The following is a 15,625-nucleotide window of genomic DNA, read 5'->3' on the forward strand; positions in this document are numbered from 1 at the left end:
ATCGATTTATAGAAATCAACAATCGTATCGGATTGCATCGCAAAGTTTTCCTTATACAGTTCTTTAATGGCCTGTAGCTGGCCGGGTGAGAGCTGCTGGTGTTCAGACAGATTAAAACTGTCCATATTCCACTCGCTGAAGCCACGCTCTGGCACTTCCTGATCGACAATACGAACCACCTCTTCATGCCGTTGATCAGCAGTCACGGTAGCCATTAAACTTTCCAGGTCGGACTGCTCGCCTTCGATAACCTGCAAAAACTGTTGATTGTGGTAAAACAATAGCCCGGTAATGTTAAGGGCAGGATTATTATTTTTGGCTGTTTGGGTAATAGTGACCAGATCGTTATCAATGTGAGAAGCGTCGCCGGTATAGCGACTGGTATAAATAATGAGATGCATTCTTGTTTCCCTCTTAGTTTCTACTTTCCTGTTAAAAATTTATACATCCATAAGAATTAATATAAAGAGGCAATAAAAAAAAACAAGGAGCTATTATTGCCTGCACAGCTGCCCGGGACGTCAATAGAACCGCTGTAAATCCATGCCTTTATACAGGTGAGCCACTTCATCGGCGTAACCATTAAACATCAGCGTATCTCTGCGGTTCGGGCTTAACAGGGTAGCGGGCAGGCGTCGTTCTGACGCCTGACTCCAGCGGGGATGGCTGACATTCGGGTTCACATTGGCATAAAAACCATACTCCCCAGGCGCAGACAACGCCCAGGTTGTGTTTGGCATCGTTTCTATAAAACGGATTTTGACGATGGACTTGATGCTTTTGAAACCATACTTCCAGGGCACCACCAGCCTTATGGGCGCACCATTCTGTGGCGGCAGTGTCTTGCCATAAACACCCACGGCCATAAACGACAGTGGGTTCATGGCCTCATCTATTCTCAAACCTTCAACATAAGGGTACTGAATAGCACTGAAGGGAGACTTCTGTCCGGGCATCTGTTTCGGGTCATATAAGGTCGTGAATTCTACAAACTTTGCTTTTGAAGTCGGCTGTAAGCGCTTAAGCATAGCCGCCAGAGAAAACCCAACCCAGGGAATAACCATCGACCATGCCTCAACGCAGCGTAGCCGGTAAATGCGTTCTTCCATGGCTTCCGGTCTGAGCAGGTCTTCAAGATGATAGATACCGGGTTTCTCCACCTCGCCTTCAATCACCACCGACCATGGATCGGTGACAAAATCTTTTGCATAGTCCGCTGGATCAGTTTTTTCATAGCCAAACTCATAAAAGTTATTGTATTGAGTCACATTGGCATAAGGCGTGAGTTTTTCAGCGGTGACAAAATCGCTGCGTTTATAGGTGGCCACTTTTTCTTTTAACCACTCTGATGCAGGTAGCTGGGGAATGTCCTGATAGTCACTGGTAGCAGAAACAGCGGCTTTTTCAGAAGCATCCGAGCAGCCAGTCAGCGCCAACCCTAAGCCAGCAAAGGCAAACTGTCCTGATTTTTTCAGAAACTCCCGGCGCTGCTGGTAAATAGATTCTGAAGTAATCTCACTACTGCTTACATCACTGACTCTTTTCGTTTTTATTAGCATTGTCATTGACCAAAGCTATCCGCTGACCGTAACACCCTACGCTACTGACAACGCTATCAACTGTCCAGCAGCCCATCATCTCCCTGTGAAAGTGACAGGCAATAAAAACGCCATCAGGTGACGGCGTTTTTATTGGATCTTATTGACAGAATATCCGTTCGAATCAGCTTTCTTTTTTCATTCGCTCAGGGCTGTTTATGCTCAGGGCTGTTTATGCTCAGGGCTGTTTATGCTCAGGGCTGTTTATGCTCAGGGCTGTTCATGCTTACCCATTCGCATGAGGGCAGTCACAGGACCAGAGCAGGCATAAGCAAGAAAAACCAGCATCAGTACACGGGGAGGATCGGTCGATACAACAGCGAATACGAGTACCATCACCAGCAGAAAAATAAAGTGCACTCGTCCACGCAGGTCTATTTTCTTAAAACTGTGGTATTGAATATTACTGACCATCAGTATCCCTGCGCCGCCTGTAATCAGGATTGCCAGAACTGCCACCAGCACCGTACTTTCACCATCGATACCAAAGTCACTCAATGCCCATACCATACCAACGACCAAAGCGGCGGCTGCCGGGCTGGCGAGACCAGTAAAGTAGCGGCTGTCAGTCTCTTCAATCTGTGCGTTGAAGCGAGCCAGGCGTATAGCCGCACAAGCCGCATAGATAAAGGCTACCACCCAGCCAACTTTGCCCATGTCTTTCAAAGCCCAGCTGTACGCCACCATGGCGGGTGCTACACCAAAAGTGACCATGTCGGCCAGGCTGTCATACTGCTCACCAAACTTACTCTGGGTGTTGGTCATGCGGGCAACGCGACCATCCAGTCCGTCCAGCACCATTGCCACAAATACAGCGATACAGGCAGCGGCGTAAAAGCCTGCCTGGGCACTGATAATAGCGTAAAAACCACAAAACAGGTTACCAGTGGTAAACAGGTTGGGAAGAATATAAATGCCTTTGTGACGGACGGTCTGCCCACCCTCGACCACTTCTTCAAAATGCTCATCGACAGGAAACATCCCGTCAACCGCATTACCGCTATCTTCGGGTCGTTCCGGTCTTTCGGTCATTGCAAAATCAGCTCATGTAACAGCAGTTAATAAAGTTCATCACTTTACCACGATTTGCCTCTATGCTGTATTTAGCACAAGTCAACCAAACAGCCATAAGCTGTAAAATCAGAATATTGAGCGCCCGGCTTTCCGGGCAAAGTATTTCAGCGCTTCCATCCCAACGATTGAATTACCTTTTGGCCCGAGTTCCGGACTCCAGACACAGACCGACATTTCACCCGGAATGACCGCAACAATGCCTCCCCCTACTCCACTCTTACACGGAAGTCCTACTTTAAACGCAAACTCACCCGCTTCGTCATAAGTGCCACAGGTCATCATCAGGGAGTTAATTCTGCGTGCCTGCAACCGGGAAACCACTTGCTCATCCTTATAAGGATGCCGACCATCCTGAGCCAGAAAACGGAAAGCCCGGGCAAGATCACGACAGCTCATGGACACTGAACACTGGTAAAAATAGAAATCCAGTACACGGGAAATATGGTTATCCAGGTTGCCAAAGCTTTTCAGGTAGTTTGCCAGTGCCGCATTTCGCTGACCATTGTCGTATTCAGAACGAAACACTTCTTCATCGTAATGTACGTCAATGTTATTAGACAGACCTCGTACAAAATCAAGAAAGTCCCGTTTGGGGGATTTCACGAACTCCAGCAATGCATCGGTTACCACCAGCGCACCGGCATTGATAAAGGGGTTACGGGGAATACCGTTTTCATACTCAAGCTGGGATAACGAGTTGAACGTGGTTCCCGAGGGCTCTACACCAACACGCTTAAACAGGTCTTCACCGGCATAGTGCATGGCAAGGCTCAGGTTGAATACCTTGGAAATACTCTGGATTGAAAAGAACTCATCAGCATCGCCAATCACAAAGTCATCGCCATTAACCGTACTGATTGCCATTCCGAACTTGCCGGGGTCCACCTGCGACAGTGCCGGTATATAGCCTGCTGGCTTACCCTGGCCAAAAGCGTCAGCAACAACCTCTGGCAAAGATGCCAGTACATTCTGGATGTTCTCCATTCTTCTGTGATCCTCAGTCTAAGACTGCTAAGAAATAACAATAGAAATACGTAGTTCAATATTTTTTATATAACTTGAAAATATAGGCTTGCCCGGATTAAAACAGATTAAGGAATCCTATGCAGCGTATTACCATGATCGTCGCCATGAAGCAGGAAGCGGCTCCTATTATCAAACACCTGAACCTGTCTGAAGTTAAAATGCAAGACCCGGTGCTCACCTGTCAGGCATTTCAAGGGAACTATAAAGGCCTGGATATTTCTCTGGTCGTAAACGGCACTGATCGTGAATATAACGTAGAGTCTGTTGGAACTCAGCCAGCAACCATTACCACTTTAGAAGCCATTCGTCAGTTCACACCTGACCTGCTGATTAACGCGGGAACCTGCGGTGCCTTTAAAGACAAGGGTAGTGCAATTGGTGACGTTTACATGGGTGAAAAAATCCGTTATTTCGACCGCCGAATTCCCCTGGGAGAAGACTACTTTGCCTACGGTGATGGCAGCTATGAATCCGCATTAGCCCTGGATTATGCAAATCGGCTTGGACTAAAGGGAGCCGTTGTATGCACAGGCAACTCTCTGGACATGAGCCCGACCGACGAAGCCATTCTACGTGAAGAACCTCTGGTAGCAAAAGAGATGGAAGCAGCGGCTATTGCAGCGGTTGCAAAAATGTATAAGACACCGTTGCTTGCTGTTAAATCCGTTACCGACCTGGTCGATGAGGAATGTACGACAGCTGAACAATTTCTGGCTAATCTGGCCAAAGCCTCAGAGTTATTGCAACAGCATGTTTTCAAATTGCTGGATGTATTGAGCAGCGAAGCCAAATTAGCTTGTTAAAAAACCTGCCCCTGGCTACTCTCGCCTTTTTTCATAAAGTCGGGAATAGCCATAACATCTGGCACTCTAATGATGATGGTGAAGGTGAAAGCGCTCAGGCAGTAGAGTGTAGAGGCTGTAAGCAACAAAAAGCGTCATCGCAGTCAGTGTTCCTACGGTTACTCTTTCCAAGCCTATTGTATGCATTACCTGAGCCTGCCACGGTCTGCTTTCATCAGCCAGTTGAACGATTGTACGATCAAAATAGATATGCTCTCCCAGCGTGTTGACAGCAGCAGCAACTCCGGGAAGCGTACCTATCACCAACATTCCTGATCCTGCTATAAGGTACGCTATCTTTTTCTTAGGATCAGAAAGTGCTACTGCCCGTTTACCTAAAAAATAGGCCGCTATTACACTAACAATCGGAATCGCAGGAGTAAAAAAAGCACCTACGCTGTCTTTCTCTATAACAGCGGGTGCTGAAAGCGCAGCGGCTTTCATAAAGTGCATTGCAGAACCTAAGACCATAACCAGAGGGTTCGGGCTGGAGGGAATCAGCTGCTGTGAATCAGGGTCCCCGATTTTGGAATAACTAGCACTGACGCCCTGAAACTCTTTGAAAGCAATATACGCGATAGCGCAATGCCCTGCCAAATCACATAAATCTTTCAGCCCCTCAGAAACCTTGTTGCCCTCATACCAGGAAGCAAGATTCACCGCTGTAGCAGACAAGCCACCTAAGCCAAGAGCAGTCACCAGAGTTTTCCAGCCTACCTGCCCCCCCTGTAAGGTAATCAGAATGTGAGACGTTTCCAAACTCCACATAATAATGGGAAAAGCTAAGCTGCCCTCATGGCTATGACTGTGTTCATGGTCGTGATCATCATGGTCGTGACCGCTCGTTGTTACCTCTTGAATTGTATAGGTATGGTTGGATTCATTGTGAAACATATGAGAATCGGGCAATTTTTTTTGCCCTGAGGACTGAGATGCTCCTGAAGCAGGAAATACATAGACTAACAAAAGAAAAAAGACACTTAATACATTTCTTTGGAAAAGTCGAAGCAGGATGAAACTTAATGGCCTTTTTGAGATCATTCTTTAAAGCTCCTGATTATCAAGCCACTCAACTGATCAGCAAATAAGCCTCGAAAAACAGAATTAAAAGCTACGGGCTTCACTCTGAATTTACAAAAAAGTAAGCTTATTTACCCCTGAGTAACTGTAGTGACTTTCAGGGTAGTTTCTACTCAACACCTCAACATTCATCAGTTAGCCATAAATAACCAGCCCTTGCGGCGAATGAGCAAGAGCCGGGAAGGTAGGTAAATGATTAATTTTTCGTCTTATCGACCAGCTGGTTCGCAGTAATCCAGGGCATCATCTCACGCAGTTTGCTACCTACCTGCTCAATAGGGTGCGCTGCATTGTTGCGACGATAAGCAGTCATGGACGGGTAGTTGGTCGCCCCTTCAACAATAAACTTTTTAGCGTATTCGCCGTTCTGAATGTCCTTCAGGCATTCGCGCATGGCCTGACGGGATTGTTCGTTAATAACCTTCGGTCCTGTTACATACTCACCATACTCCGCATTATTGGAGATGGAGTAGTTCATATTGGCGATGCCACCTTCGTACATCAGGTCAACAATCAGCTTCAGTTCGTGCAGGCATTCGAAATAAGCCATTTCCGGGGAGTAACCGGCTTCAGTCAGGGTTTCAAAACCCGCCTTTACCAGTTCAACAGCACCACCACAAAGAACCGCCTGTTCACCAAACAGGTCGGTTTCAGTTTCGTCCTTAAAGGTGGTTTCAATGATACCGGTACGACCGCCACCAACACCGGAAGCGTAAGACAAAGCCACTTCTTTAGCTTTACCGGAAGCGTTCTGGAACACTGCCACCAGATCAGGGATACCACCGCCTTTAACAAATTCGGAACGGACGGTGTGACCCGGAGCCTTAGGCGCGATCATAATCACGTCCAGATCTTCGCGGGGCACAATCTGGTTGTAATGAATCGAGAAACCATGGGCGAAAGCCAGGGTGGCGCCTTCACGCAAATTCGGTTCAATCTGCTCTTTGTAAAGCTGAGACTGGAATTCATCGGGTGTCAGGATCATTACGACATCAGCCTGCTCAACAGCAGCCGGCACTTCCAGCACTGCCAGACCGGCAGAAGCCGCTTTTTCCCAGGAGGCGGAGCCTTTACGCAGACCGACCGTTACATCCACCCCGGAGTCTTTCAGGTTGTTGGCATGGGCATGCCCCTGAGAACCGTAACCGATGATGGATACTTTTTTGCCACGAATAATGGCCAGATCACAATCTTTATCGTAATAAACCTGCATGTGAAGACTCCTCTTTATTATGAAAAACAGTTGTTCGCAAGGGCAAATTCGTTAGGCGTAAGATAAACCACATAATATATTTCGTAAAATGATATATTTAAAAAATAGTATCCCTAAATATGAAACAAATGACGAAAGCCTATGGATACCAAGCTACTGAAACATTTCCTCGGCCTTGCCGACAGCTTGCATTTTGGTCGCGCCAGCCAGGCCTGTCATGTCAGCCCTTCCACCCTAAGCCGAAGCATCCAGCATCTTGAAGAATCCCTTGGGGTTTTACTGTTTGAACGAAACAACCGTAGTGTACAGCTCACCCGGGAAGGCTTATTGTTCCAGGAATACGCCAGAGACACTCTGCAACAATGGGACGGAATCCGTAACCGGTTAATGACTGCCGCTGAACAACTCACAGGAGAAATCAGTGTCTACTGCTCGGTGACTGCCAGCTACAGTTTTTTATACGACATTCTTAGTCAGTTTCGCCAAAGCTACCCCGGCATTGAAATCAAATTGCATACCGGCGACCCGGAACCTGCCATTCAGTATGTGCTGTCAGGACAGGAAGATATTTCCATCGCAGCCCGCCCCGACCAACTGCCCGCTGAACTGGCGTTTTGCAGTATTGGTCTATCCCCCCTGGTCTTTATCGCTCCCATTGATGGCAGCGTCAAACACCCTGCCAGCAATCAGGACTGGACCAACACACCGATGATTCTTCCTGAAAAAGGCATCAGTCGAAACCGGACCAATCAGTGGTTTGCCAACAAAAATATCAAGCCCAGAATCTATTCACAGGTAGCAGGCAACGAAGCCATTGTCAGTATGGTCAGCCTGGGGTTTGGTATTGGCGTCGTTCCCCAGATTGTAGTCGACAACAGTCCGCTATCAGGCCGGGTACAGGTCATTGATGTAAAACCCTGGCTACCGGCTTACGACGTGGGACTTTGTGTTCTGAAAAAAAAACTCAGAAACCCTTTGGTGAGGGCTTTCTGGTCGCTGCTGGATAAGGCGTGTCAGGAATCTTACTGACCGAAGATGTCTGTGCGCCATCCTCTGCTATGCTCAAAGCCCAACCAATAAAAACGAGCTGTACCGATGTCGATAGAAATGAGATCCGTAGAAGCAAGACTGGACAAACTGGAAGCCCAGCATCATAACCTTGATAAAGAAGTTCACGGCCTGGCCAGAGTCTGTGCAGATATAAAAAACATCGCTTTGACTAACCAGCATGATATAGCGGGCCTGACGGCTTGTGTAAAAGCGTTAGCGGAAGCAACACATGCAGGGTTCAAACGAGCCGATGAGCAGCATTTAGAATTTGTAAAAGAAACTCGTGAACGCTTCGAGCACGTCGATGAACGCTTCGAGCACGTCGATGAACGCTTCGAGCACGTCGATAAACGTTTCGAGCACGTCGATAAACGTTTCGATCAACTGGAACTTCTTATCCGTCAACGCCTCCCGGCAAACTGATACATAATTCAGAAAACATGAAATCTGCAACGGTATAAAACAACATAACCATGTGCTTTTCGTTACCTTAGATGAAAAGCGCATGGTTCTATCAAAGCCTGCTATATCATACCGAAAGCACTTTCTCACCACGGGCAATACCCGTTATGCCACTTCGCACAACTTCCATCACCTGGGCATGCCCCACCGCTTCGATAAACGCGTCCAGCTTATTCTGTGTTCCCACCAGCTGAATGGTATAGACAGAACTGGTGACATCAACGATATGCCCGCGGAAAATATCCACCGTGCGTTTTACCTCGGCGCGTAAAGGTCCACCCGCTCTTACCTTTACCAGCATCAGCTCTCTTTCAACGTGGGAGCCTTCTGTCAGGTCCACCAGCTTTACCACATCAATCAGCTTGTTCAACTGCTTGGTGATCTGCTCAATCACTTGTGGATTACCAGAGGTAGTGACTGTCAGGCGGGACAGGCTGCTGTCTTCCGTCGGTGCTACGTTTAGCGTTTCAATGTTGTAGTTTCTCTGGGAAAACAGTCCGACAATGCGTGATAGTGCGCCCGGCTCGTTTTCAACCAGTACAGAGATAATTCGCCGCATCAGGTTCTCTCCGTTTTGCTGAGCCACAGATCACGCATGGAACCATCCTTGATCTGCATGGGATAAACATGCTCATTGACATCCACCCGGATATCCATAAACACCAGACGGTCTTTCAGCGAGAACGCTTCTTCCATCGCCGGACGCAGGTCTGATGACTTAGTGACCTGAATACCCACATGGCCGTAAGATTCTGCCAGTTTCACAAAGCAAGGCAGGGACTCCATATAGGAATGGGAGTAGCGGCTGTCATAATTCATATCCTGCCACTGTCGCACCATCCCCAAAGCCTGGTTGTTGACGTTGATGATTTTCACACCCAGGTCATATTGCAAACAGGTGGAGAGTTCCTGAATATTCATCTGGATACTGCCTTCACCTGTTACACAGGCAACGGTCGCATCAGGATGAGTCAGCTTAATGCCCATGGCGGCTGGCAAACCAAAGCCCATGGTGCCAAGGCCACCCGAGCTGATCCAGCGGTTAGGCTTGTCGAAGGGGTAATATTGCGCCGTAAACATCTGGTGCTGACCGACATCGGTCGTCACAAAAGCATCCCCCCCTGTCACTTCATACAGGGTCTCAATCACCTGCTGCGGCTTGAGAATGGTTCCGTCGCCTTTGTCGTAAGGGAACAGACCACCACGACTGTCACGCCACTCATCTAACTGACGCCACCAGGCTTCAATGGCCTCCTGATCCCGGCCACCGGAGTAATCGGTAATATGACGCAGGAAACCGTCCAGGACGGCTCCCACCGGGCCAACAATAGGGATATCCGCCGTAATGGTTTTGGAGATACTCGCCGGATCGATATCAATATGAATAACCCTGGCGTCCGGACAGAATTTTGCCGTATTGTTCGTCACCCGATCATCAAAGCGAGCGCCAACCGCCAGAATAACGTCGGCATGATGCATCGCCATATTGGCACAATAACTACCGTGCATGCCGAGCATACCGACAAACTGACGGTCTGATCCGGGGAAGCCGCCAAGACCGTTAAGCGTATTGGTTACAGGTACATTCAGGTTTTTCGCCAGCTGGGTAAGCTGGGGGGCGGCATTGCCCATAATAACGCCACCACCCGCATAAATGATGGGACGTCTGGCCTGCATCAACAGGTCAATGGCCTTACGAATCTGACCATTATGGCCTTTGCTGGGCGGTGTATAAGAGCGAAGTTTTACGGTTTCAGGGTATTGATATTCAAACTTCAGGCTGGGGTCGGTAATGTCTTTCGGAATATCCACCACGACCGGACCCGGCCGCCCGGTTTGTGCCAGGTAAAAGGCTTTTTTGATGGTTTTCGGAATATCTTCTGCCCGTTTTACCAGAAAGCTGTGCTTAACAATCGGGCGGGAAATGCCCACCATATCCACTTCCTGAAACATATCCGACCCAATGCCCGCAGAAGGCACCTGCCCGGAAATAAGCACCATTGGAATGGAGTCCATATAGGCGGTGGCAATGCCGGTCACCGTGTTGGTCGCACCAGGTCCTGACGTGACCAGCGCAACCCCCGGTTTCCCTGTTGCCCTGGCATAACCATCAGCCATATGAGCAGCCGCCTGTTCATGACGAACAAGAATATGTGAGATTTCTTTCTGTTTGAAAATGGCATCGTAGACGTGCAGAAGCGCACCCCCCGGATACCCGTAAATGTGCCTGACTCCTTCGTCAGCGAGCGAGCGAACCACCATGTCCGCACCGGATAAAAGCTCCACGTGTGCTTCTCCTCGGCTTAATCATTAGAAATGAGTTCGGCAGGTCTTTCTCCTAAAAAGGGCGCAGACTTTTTTGCCGAAGATTTTTATTGGTTGTAGCAGCTACAACAGTCACCTACGACAGCTGGGACTTCGGGTCTCTGCTTAACATTCCTGTGCGGATAGGGGCAGTAGAGTGCTGGCAGCGTGACCCGGCAAGGTACGACTGCCTGACTCCAAGGAATGCTATCACCAGTTCCACTGTTTATGTTCCTGATGGTCGCATAGTCAGCTGAAATTACTGGCTGTATAGTTTCAGTGGTTGCCATTCTTTACTGTCAGTCCATTTGAGTCAACAGCATAGCGAAGCAGAATCGCGGAAATCACTTACATTTAATAATAAAGAGACACAAAACGGGGCTCACGGGATGAATGGACCGATAAAAACCTTTTTGCTCCTGCTACCTCTGGCTCTATCCGGTACTGTCAATATTGAAGCCATTCACGCTGAAAAAGTGTTTATCTGGAAAGACGAGAAAGGCGTGACACATTACTCTGACCGACCGGGCCCGGACGGGATGGAAACTGAGTTTGTTATTTCTTCTGATAGTTCTGACAGCGCACAAGAGAGTTTGCCAGACGATTCATCAGGCGATTCTTTAAGCGAGCCACCCAATGAGTCAGCCACTGAGGTTTCCGAAGACACTTCCGTTCCAGGCCCTTCGGCCCCTGAGACCATCGCATTCTGTAACAAGCTTAAGGACAACCTTAACGCTCTGAAGACAAAAGGACGGATTCGCCTTTCCCATGAAGATGGGCGGGAAGAAATTCTCGACGATGCCGGGAAGGAGCAGGAAAAACAACGACTGATGGGAATGATGAAGCAATACTGCGAATAGCTCTCAGGCCTTGGGGCATCACCAGAGCGTTACATAAAAAAACTGTTGCATGAGAAGGCTCTGACTTAACGAAAGCCCTTTTTATGCTCTATTCTAGTGTCACCCTTTTCACTGTCAGGATTGGAGGTATGCACATTCCTCTCAGCGCTTTATGTGAACACTGTTCTAATTCATTTTCTTTGGGGGAGGCCGCAGAACAGAGCATTATTGACTTTTGGCGCAGACACTCGCTGGTCATTAATCGCAATCAGGCTCTTGATCAATTATTGGTGCATATCAATTGCCATGCAGGGGCTGGCACTGCACGACCACCGCACGGTTCTCTATTGCAACAAAGTGACGAGACAACTCCTCTTCTGGCCAGCAGTCAACATGCAGTGGCTCAGGTGACCAGCAGGCATCCTCTTTTTTTTCGAGCCCACCATGTGTTTAGCGCATTACACCAGAACGCCTACCTGAGGGGCGCTAGAGTGTTGAGACAATACGAGCATGTAATGGCAAGTCTTCGGGAGTTTTCCTACGAGGCGGTTCAGAATCTGGATGAAGGTTCTGCCAATGACCTGTTGGCACTGCTCGGACAGGTAGAGCCCTTAATGGGACAAATGGCCGGCATTGCCGCGGGAAGACCTCAGCCCGGCACTTTGCAGCATTTGCGGCACCTGGCAACCAATGTACCTGTCTATACGCTGGTAGGTACCGCCATGAGTACCCTTATTACGACATTGATGGGTGGTTTTTACAGCATGGCGACCTGCCAGGAAGACGACGATTGTCTGAATGCCCAGATAAAGGTGGGCGCTGCCGGTGCCGGGATTGTTTTTTTTGGGGCAGCAGCCATCATTTATCGTTGCCGTTGTGATCCGGCTATACGGGAGTTGAGAAGAATGCGTGCCTCACATTCACACTCTCACTCCGTTTAACTCGAAAGCGTATTTTTCAGCCCCTCTGTTACTTCATCAGCAAATCAAACTGCTCAACCAGGTTTAACAGCTTTTCTGAAGACACTTTTTCAACCATCAATGCTTCTTCTGCATAAGGTTTGATATTGGCACCTTTTGGCAAAGCCCCACCCTGATCAACGATAGCTCTTACCCTTGGAATAAACAGCCATTGCAACCATTGGCTGAATGCCATGGTGTCCATGCAAAAAGGAACTTCACTGGACATGGCTTCCGGCGTCGGTGGCATAGCCTGCCAGCATCCCAGAACTTTCAGTTCTGCTTCCATGTTTTCCAGTAACCGGATGATTTGTACACTCATATTCTCAACTCTCAAGGGAACTTAGCAGGACTTCCAGCTTATGGGTCATTTGCTGATCCGGCCCAAGGCTCAAGGCTCTGCCAAGCAGCTGCCGTGCCTGGTCAGGATCGCCCTGCTCTATACGAATTTCGGCCATGTGATAGTAGATGGCGGGTTCCACCGGATTGATGCGCATAGCCCGCGACAACCAACCGGACGCATCTTCCAGAAGACCGGCCTCAATCGCCTGATAAGCATTATTCAGCAAAACACCCACGGCATCTTCCCGGTCAGCGTAAGGGGAGCCCACCAAAACAGGTTCTGATGGTGCGTAATAAACCCGGCCTCCACAGCCAGACAAAATCGCAGCAAACAGAAACAAGATGATGGGTCTGGTCAACGACTGAAGCAAACCTTTATTACAACGATCACGCATGGATTAATTGAACCAGGATTTAATGGTATCGAAGAAGCCTGCACCATCCTGCGGGACTGATTGACTACAGCTGTCCGTCATAGAAGGCGCAGAACCTGTAATATAAGGAAGCAGTCTGGCGCCCTCGCAACCCTGACGACTGCGCAGGTTTGATTGAGGCTGCACCCAGACATATTCCAGCCGGTCACTGGCAAGGGGCTGGACACCCCTGATGGGCGTTCGTTGCATCAGGTCAGTCCAGACCTTCAGAGCACCACTGCTGCCCGTGAGTCCGGTAGAGCTGTTGTCATCATTTCCCAGCCAGGTCACAGCCATCAGGTTACCCGAGAAGCCTGCAAACCAGCTGTCTCTGGAATCATTGGTTGTACCACTCTTACCCGCCAGGTCAATATCCTGACTGATACTCCAGTAAGCTCTGCGACCTGTACCTTCTTTCATAACACTGACCATGGAGCGTCTTAACAGCTCCATGGGAGCCGGATCGACCACCCGCTCAACCGAGAGACTGTACCGACGCAACGGTCTGCCACTGGCATCCACCACGGCATCAATCGCTCTTAACGGCATCCGGAAACCACCACTGGCAAAGGTCTGATACATCACCGCAATGTCCATGGGGGTCAGGGAAGCAGCCCCCAACAACACTGAGGGATAATTGGGCAGTGATCGCTCAACACCAAGACGACGAATGGTGTTTAAAACATTCGGCACGCCTACCTCCATCCCCGTGCGCGTGGTCGCCTGATTGAAAGACCTCGCCAGCGCCTCATAGAGTGGAACATCTCCACGGGATTTGCCATCGTAATTGCCCGGTTCCCAGAACCCACCCCGACCATCTTCTACCTTAATCGGAAGGTCTTTTACCGGTGTCGTTAATGTGTAGCGTTCCGGTTGTTCGAGGGCGGTCAGATAAATCGCTGGCTTCAGGAGTGAACCTACTGGACGACGTGCGTCTACAGCCCGGTTAAAGCCGACGTAGCCGGGATGCTTATCACCGACGACCGCCAGCAAATCTCCGGTCTGTGCGGAAGTGACGATCATTGCCCCCTGTAACTTGTCCTTGTTAATGGCATTGACCGTCCGGGTCAGGCTGCTTTGAGCATGACGCTGAATAATTGGGTCCATATTGGTGAATATTCGCAATCCTTCCGAGGTCAGGTCCCGTTCGGCGTAATCCTGCCGTAGCTGGTTTTTCACCACATCAAGATAGGCGGGGAAAGCATTGGTACGCATCTGTTCACGGCTGACAATGCCCAGCGGCAATTGCTTTGAACGTTCAGCCTCGGCCTTCGAAACCAGGCCTTCGTTTGCCATAACATCCAGCACCAGGTTACGACGTTGCATGGCTCGCTCGGGAAAACGCCTTGGGTTGTAATACGAAGGTCCCTTGACGATACCCACTAACAATGCGGTTCTGGCAAGGCTCAACTCCTGAATCGGCTGGGCAAAATAAAACTGACTGGCAAGACCAAAGCCATGTATTGCCCGTCGCCCCTGCTGACCCAGATAAACTTCGTTGAGATACGTTTCCAGAATTTCATCTTTTGAGTAATGCAGTTCCAGCAACACAGACATGATCGCTTCCTGAACCTTACGGATCAGGGTACGTTCATTACTCAAATAGAAGTTCTTAACCAGCTGTTGCGTCAGTGTACTGCCACCCTGGACGACACCGCCTGCCCGAACATTAACCAGCAGAGCCCGGGCAATAGACGACAACGATATACCCCAGTGTTCATAAAAGTCCCTGTCTTCAATCGCCATCAGGGCCGGTACAAGATGCTTGGGTGCCTGCTCAAGACGAATAAGCAGACGGTCTTCATAGCTGGCCGGGTAAATTCCCCCAACCGGTTGAGGATCAAGTCGCAACAGTGGCAGCGGCTGCCGATGTCTGTTGGTCAGGCTGACAACCTGATTGACGTTGAAGCGGACATGGGCATAACGGGAGGATTCTGTGCCGTCGGGAAAGTGAAATCCCCGACTGTAAATAATGAACTCATTACCCGTCCGGGCAAAGGTTCCCGGACGACGAACCGTGGTGACTGGCTGGTAGCCCTGACGTCGTAACTGTGCCTGCAATTCGTCGGGTTTTAGAAGACGGCCTTCGTACAATTCAACCGGACGTGCATAGACCTTGGCCGGAATTGCCCACTTTTTGCCTTCAAACTTTGGTATAACCGCCGCATCCAGATAAACGACAAATGCCATGAATATAAAAAAGCCGCAAATACCCAGTTTGAGAAGCAACAGCCCTAATCGTCGAAAACGATCAGACGGTTTACGCTGACTGGTTGAACGGTTTTTCTTAGGCCCAGAGCGTTTGGTTTTCTTCTGTGGCGTATCTTTGTTACTTGCTACCATGGTTTCGTATTATACGTAATCCACGGGACAGACAAAGCCGATAAAACCGAAATAAGTTGCGTTCGTTTATAATCAACACT

At 49.1% G+C, this 15,625-nt stretch carries 16 protein-coding genes (1 of these 16 only partly in view); 5 read left to right on the forward strand and 11 right to left on the reverse strand.

Annotation, left to right across the window (positions count from 1 at the left end):
- From NX720_RS07905 to NX720_RS07920, 4 genes are all read right to left on the reverse strand, one after another.
- A protein-coding gene (locus NX720_RS07905) for a BLUF domain-containing protein (RefSeq protein WP_262600533.1) crosses the window boundary here: on the reverse strand, positions 1-401 show its 5' portion. 28 nt of this gene lie to the left of the window's left edge; the window shows 401 of its 429 coding nt (coding positions 1-401); its start codon is at positions 399-401; its stop codon lies beyond the left edge, outside the window.
- Between the two features lie 120 nt (positions 402-521).
- On the reverse strand, positions 522-1,559 hold the full coding sequence (gene msrP, locus NX720_RS07910; protein ID WP_262600534.1) for a protein-methionine-sulfoxide reductase catalytic subunit MsrP: 1,038 nt from the start codon (positions 1,557-1,559) through the stop codon (positions 522-524).
- Between the two features lie 249 nt (positions 1,560-1,808).
- Entirely contained in the window at positions 1,809-2,630 is an 822-nt protein-coding gene (gene pssA, locus NX720_RS07915) for a CDP-diacylglycerol--serine O-phosphatidyltransferase (protein ID WP_262600536.1), read from the reverse strand.
- A gap of 108 nt (positions 2,631-2,738) precedes the next feature.
- Positions 2,739-3,656 (reverse strand): glutaminase, encoded by a 918-nt coding sequence (locus NX720_RS07920; protein WP_262600537.1) that lies wholly within the window; start codon positions 3,654-3,656, stop codon positions 2,739-2,741.
- A gap of 119 nt (positions 3,657-3,775) precedes the next feature.
- Here NX720_RS07920 and NX720_RS07925 point away from each other — a divergent pair, with 119 nt between their 5' ends.
- A complete protein-coding gene (locus NX720_RS07925) occupies positions 3,776-4,501 on the forward strand; it encodes a phosphorylase family protein (protein WP_262600538.1) in 726 nt (241 codons plus the stop codon).
- A 66-nt stretch (positions 4,502-4,567) separates the two neighbouring features.
- Here the strand turns inward: NX720_RS07925 and NX720_RS07930 are convergent, their stop codons facing one another.
- Both NX720_RS07930 and ilvC read right to left on the reverse strand, forming a co-directional pair.
- A complete protein-coding gene (locus tag NX720_RS07930) occupies positions 4,568-5,581 on the reverse strand; it encodes a hypothetical protein (RefSeq protein WP_262600539.1) in 1,014 nt (337 codons plus the stop codon).
- A 235-nt stretch (positions 5,582-5,816) separates the two neighbouring features.
- Positions 5,817-6,833 (reverse strand): ketol-acid reductoisomerase, encoded by a 1,017-nt coding sequence (ilvC, locus tag NX720_RS07935; RefSeq protein ID WP_262600541.1) that lies wholly within the window; start codon positions 6,831-6,833, stop codon positions 5,817-5,819.
- 141 nt (positions 6,834-6,974) lie between these two features.
- On the opposite strand from ilvC, the gene ilvY reads away from it, so the two are divergent.
- Both ilvY and NX720_RS07945 read left to right on the forward strand, forming a co-directional pair.
- Complete coding sequence (gene ilvY / locus NX720_RS07940) at positions 6,975-7,862, forward strand: HTH-type transcriptional activator IlvY (RefSeq protein ID WP_262600542.1); 888 nt, start codon at positions 6,975-6,977, stop codon at positions 7,860-7,862.
- A gap of 78 nt (positions 7,863-7,940) precedes the next feature.
- The gene (locus NX720_RS07945; RefSeq protein WP_262600544.1) at positions 7,941-8,306 is read left to right on the forward strand and encodes a hypothetical protein; all 366 of its coding nucleotides are present in this window, start codon (positions 7,941-7,943) and stop codon (positions 8,304-8,306) included.
- 106 nt (positions 8,307-8,412) lie between these two features.
- Here NX720_RS07945 and ilvN read toward each other — a convergent pair whose 3' ends face one another.
- Together ilvN and NX720_RS07955 are read right to left on the reverse strand one after the other, a co-directional pair.
- A complete protein-coding gene (ilvN, locus tag NX720_RS07950; protein WP_262600545.1) occupies positions 8,413-8,904 on the reverse strand; it encodes an acetolactate synthase small subunit in 492 nt (163 codons plus the stop codon).
- Positions 8,904-10,631 carry an acetolactate synthase 3 large subunit gene (locus tag NX720_RS07955; RefSeq protein ID WP_262600548.1) on the reverse strand — a complete coding sequence of 576 codons (1,728 nt, stop codon included), beginning with the start codon at positions 10,629-10,631 and terminating at the stop codon, positions 8,904-8,906. The genes ilvN and NX720_RS07955 overlap by 1 nt, the downstream gene beginning before the upstream one ends.
- 407 nt (positions 10,632-11,038) lie before the next feature.
- Between NX720_RS07955 and NX720_RS07960 the strand changes: the two genes are divergently transcribed.
- Together NX720_RS07960 and NX720_RS07965 are read left to right on the forward strand one after the other, a co-directional pair.
- Positions 11,039-11,509 (forward strand): DUF4124 domain-containing protein, encoded by a 471-nt coding sequence (locus tag NX720_RS07960; protein ID WP_262600549.1) that lies wholly within the window; start codon positions 11,039-11,041, stop codon positions 11,507-11,509.
- Positions 11,510-11,637: 128 nt separating this feature from the next.
- The gene (locus NX720_RS07965) at positions 11,638-12,429 is read left to right on the forward strand and encodes a hypothetical protein (protein WP_262600550.1); all 792 of its coding nucleotides are present in this window, start codon (positions 11,638-11,640) and stop codon (positions 12,427-12,429) included.
- A 28-nt stretch (positions 12,430-12,457) separates the two neighbouring features.
- On the opposite strand, the gene NX720_RS07970 is transcribed toward NX720_RS07965, so the two are convergent.
- From NX720_RS07970 to mrcB, 3 genes are read right to left on the reverse strand one after another with little or no spacing between them, the layout of a single operon-like run.
- Positions 12,458-12,769: a YqcC family protein gene (locus NX720_RS07970; protein WP_262600551.1), complete on the reverse strand. Its 312-nt coding sequence runs from the start codon at positions 12,767-12,769 to the stop codon at positions 12,458-12,460.
- A 4-nt stretch (positions 12,770-12,773) separates the two neighbouring features.
- A complete protein-coding gene (locus NX720_RS07975) occupies positions 12,774-13,184 on the reverse strand; it encodes a tetratricopeptide repeat protein (protein WP_262600553.1) in 411 nt (136 codons plus the stop codon).
- A 3-nt stretch (positions 13,185-13,187) separates the two neighbouring features.
- Positions 13,188-15,545 (reverse strand): penicillin-binding protein 1B, encoded by a 2,358-nt coding sequence (mrcB, locus tag NX720_RS07980; protein WP_262600555.1) that lies wholly within the window; start codon positions 15,543-15,545, stop codon positions 13,188-13,190.
- Between the last annotated feature and the right edge of the window lie 80 nt (positions 15,546-15,625).

Origin of the sequence: Endozoicomonas euniceicola (genome assembly GCF_025562755.1) — a bacterium.
GTDB lineage: Bacteria > Pseudomonadota > Gammaproteobacteria > Pseudomonadales > Endozoicomonadaceae > Endozoicomonas_A > Endozoicomonas_A euniceicola.

Excerpts from the sequence above, each read along its gene's own strand:
- msrP (WP_262600534.1), bottom strand. The coding sequence starts at position 1,559 with ATGCTAATAAAAACGAAAAGAGTCAGTGATGTAAGCAGTAGTGAGATT.
- pssA (WP_262600536.1), bottom strand. The coding sequence starts at position 2,630 with ATGACCGAAAGACCGGAACGACCCGAAGATAGCGGTAATGCGGTTGAC.
- NX720_RS07920 (WP_262600537.1), bottom strand. The coding sequence starts at position 3,656 with ATGGAGAACATCCAGAATGTACTGGCATCTTTGCCAGAGGTTGTTGCT.
- NX720_RS07925 (WP_262600538.1), top strand. The coding sequence starts at position 3,776 with ATGCAGCGTATTACCATGATCGTCGCCATGAAGCAGGAAGCGGCTCCT.
- NX720_RS07930 (WP_262600539.1), bottom strand. The coding sequence starts at position 5,581 with ATGATCTCAAAAAGGCCATTAAGTTTCATCCTGCTTCGACTTTTCCAA.
- ilvC (WP_262600541.1), bottom strand. The coding sequence starts at position 6,833 with ATGCAGGTTTATTACGATAAAGATTGTGATCTGGCCATTATTCGTGGC.
- ilvY (WP_262600542.1), top strand. The coding sequence starts at position 6,975 with ATGGATACCAAGCTACTGAAACATTTCCTCGGCCTTGCCGACAGCTTG.
- NX720_RS07945 (WP_262600544.1), top strand. The coding sequence starts at position 7,941 with ATGAGATCCGTAGAAGCAAGACTGGACAAACTGGAAGCCCAGCATCAT.
- ilvN (WP_262600545.1), bottom strand. The coding sequence starts at position 8,904 with ATGCGGCGAATTATCTCTGTACTGGTTGAAAACGAGCCGGGCGCACTA.
- NX720_RS07960 (WP_262600549.1), top strand. The coding sequence starts at position 11,039 with ATGAATGGACCGATAAAAACCTTTTTGCTCCTGCTACCTCTGGCTCTA.
- NX720_RS07965 (WP_262600550.1), top strand. The coding sequence starts at position 11,638 with ATGCACATTCCTCTCAGCGCTTTATGTGAACACTGTTCTAATTCATTT.
- NX720_RS07970 (WP_262600551.1), bottom strand. The coding sequence starts at position 12,769 with ATGAGTGTACAAATCATCCGGTTACTGGAAAACATGGAAGCAGAACTG.
- NX720_RS07975 (WP_262600553.1), bottom strand. The coding sequence starts at position 13,184 with ATGCGTGATCGTTGTAATAAAGGTTTGCTTCAGTCGTTGACCAGACCC.
- mrcB (WP_262600555.1), bottom strand. The coding sequence starts at position 15,545 with ATGGTAGCAAGTAACAAAGATACGCCACAGAAGAAAACCAAACGCTCT.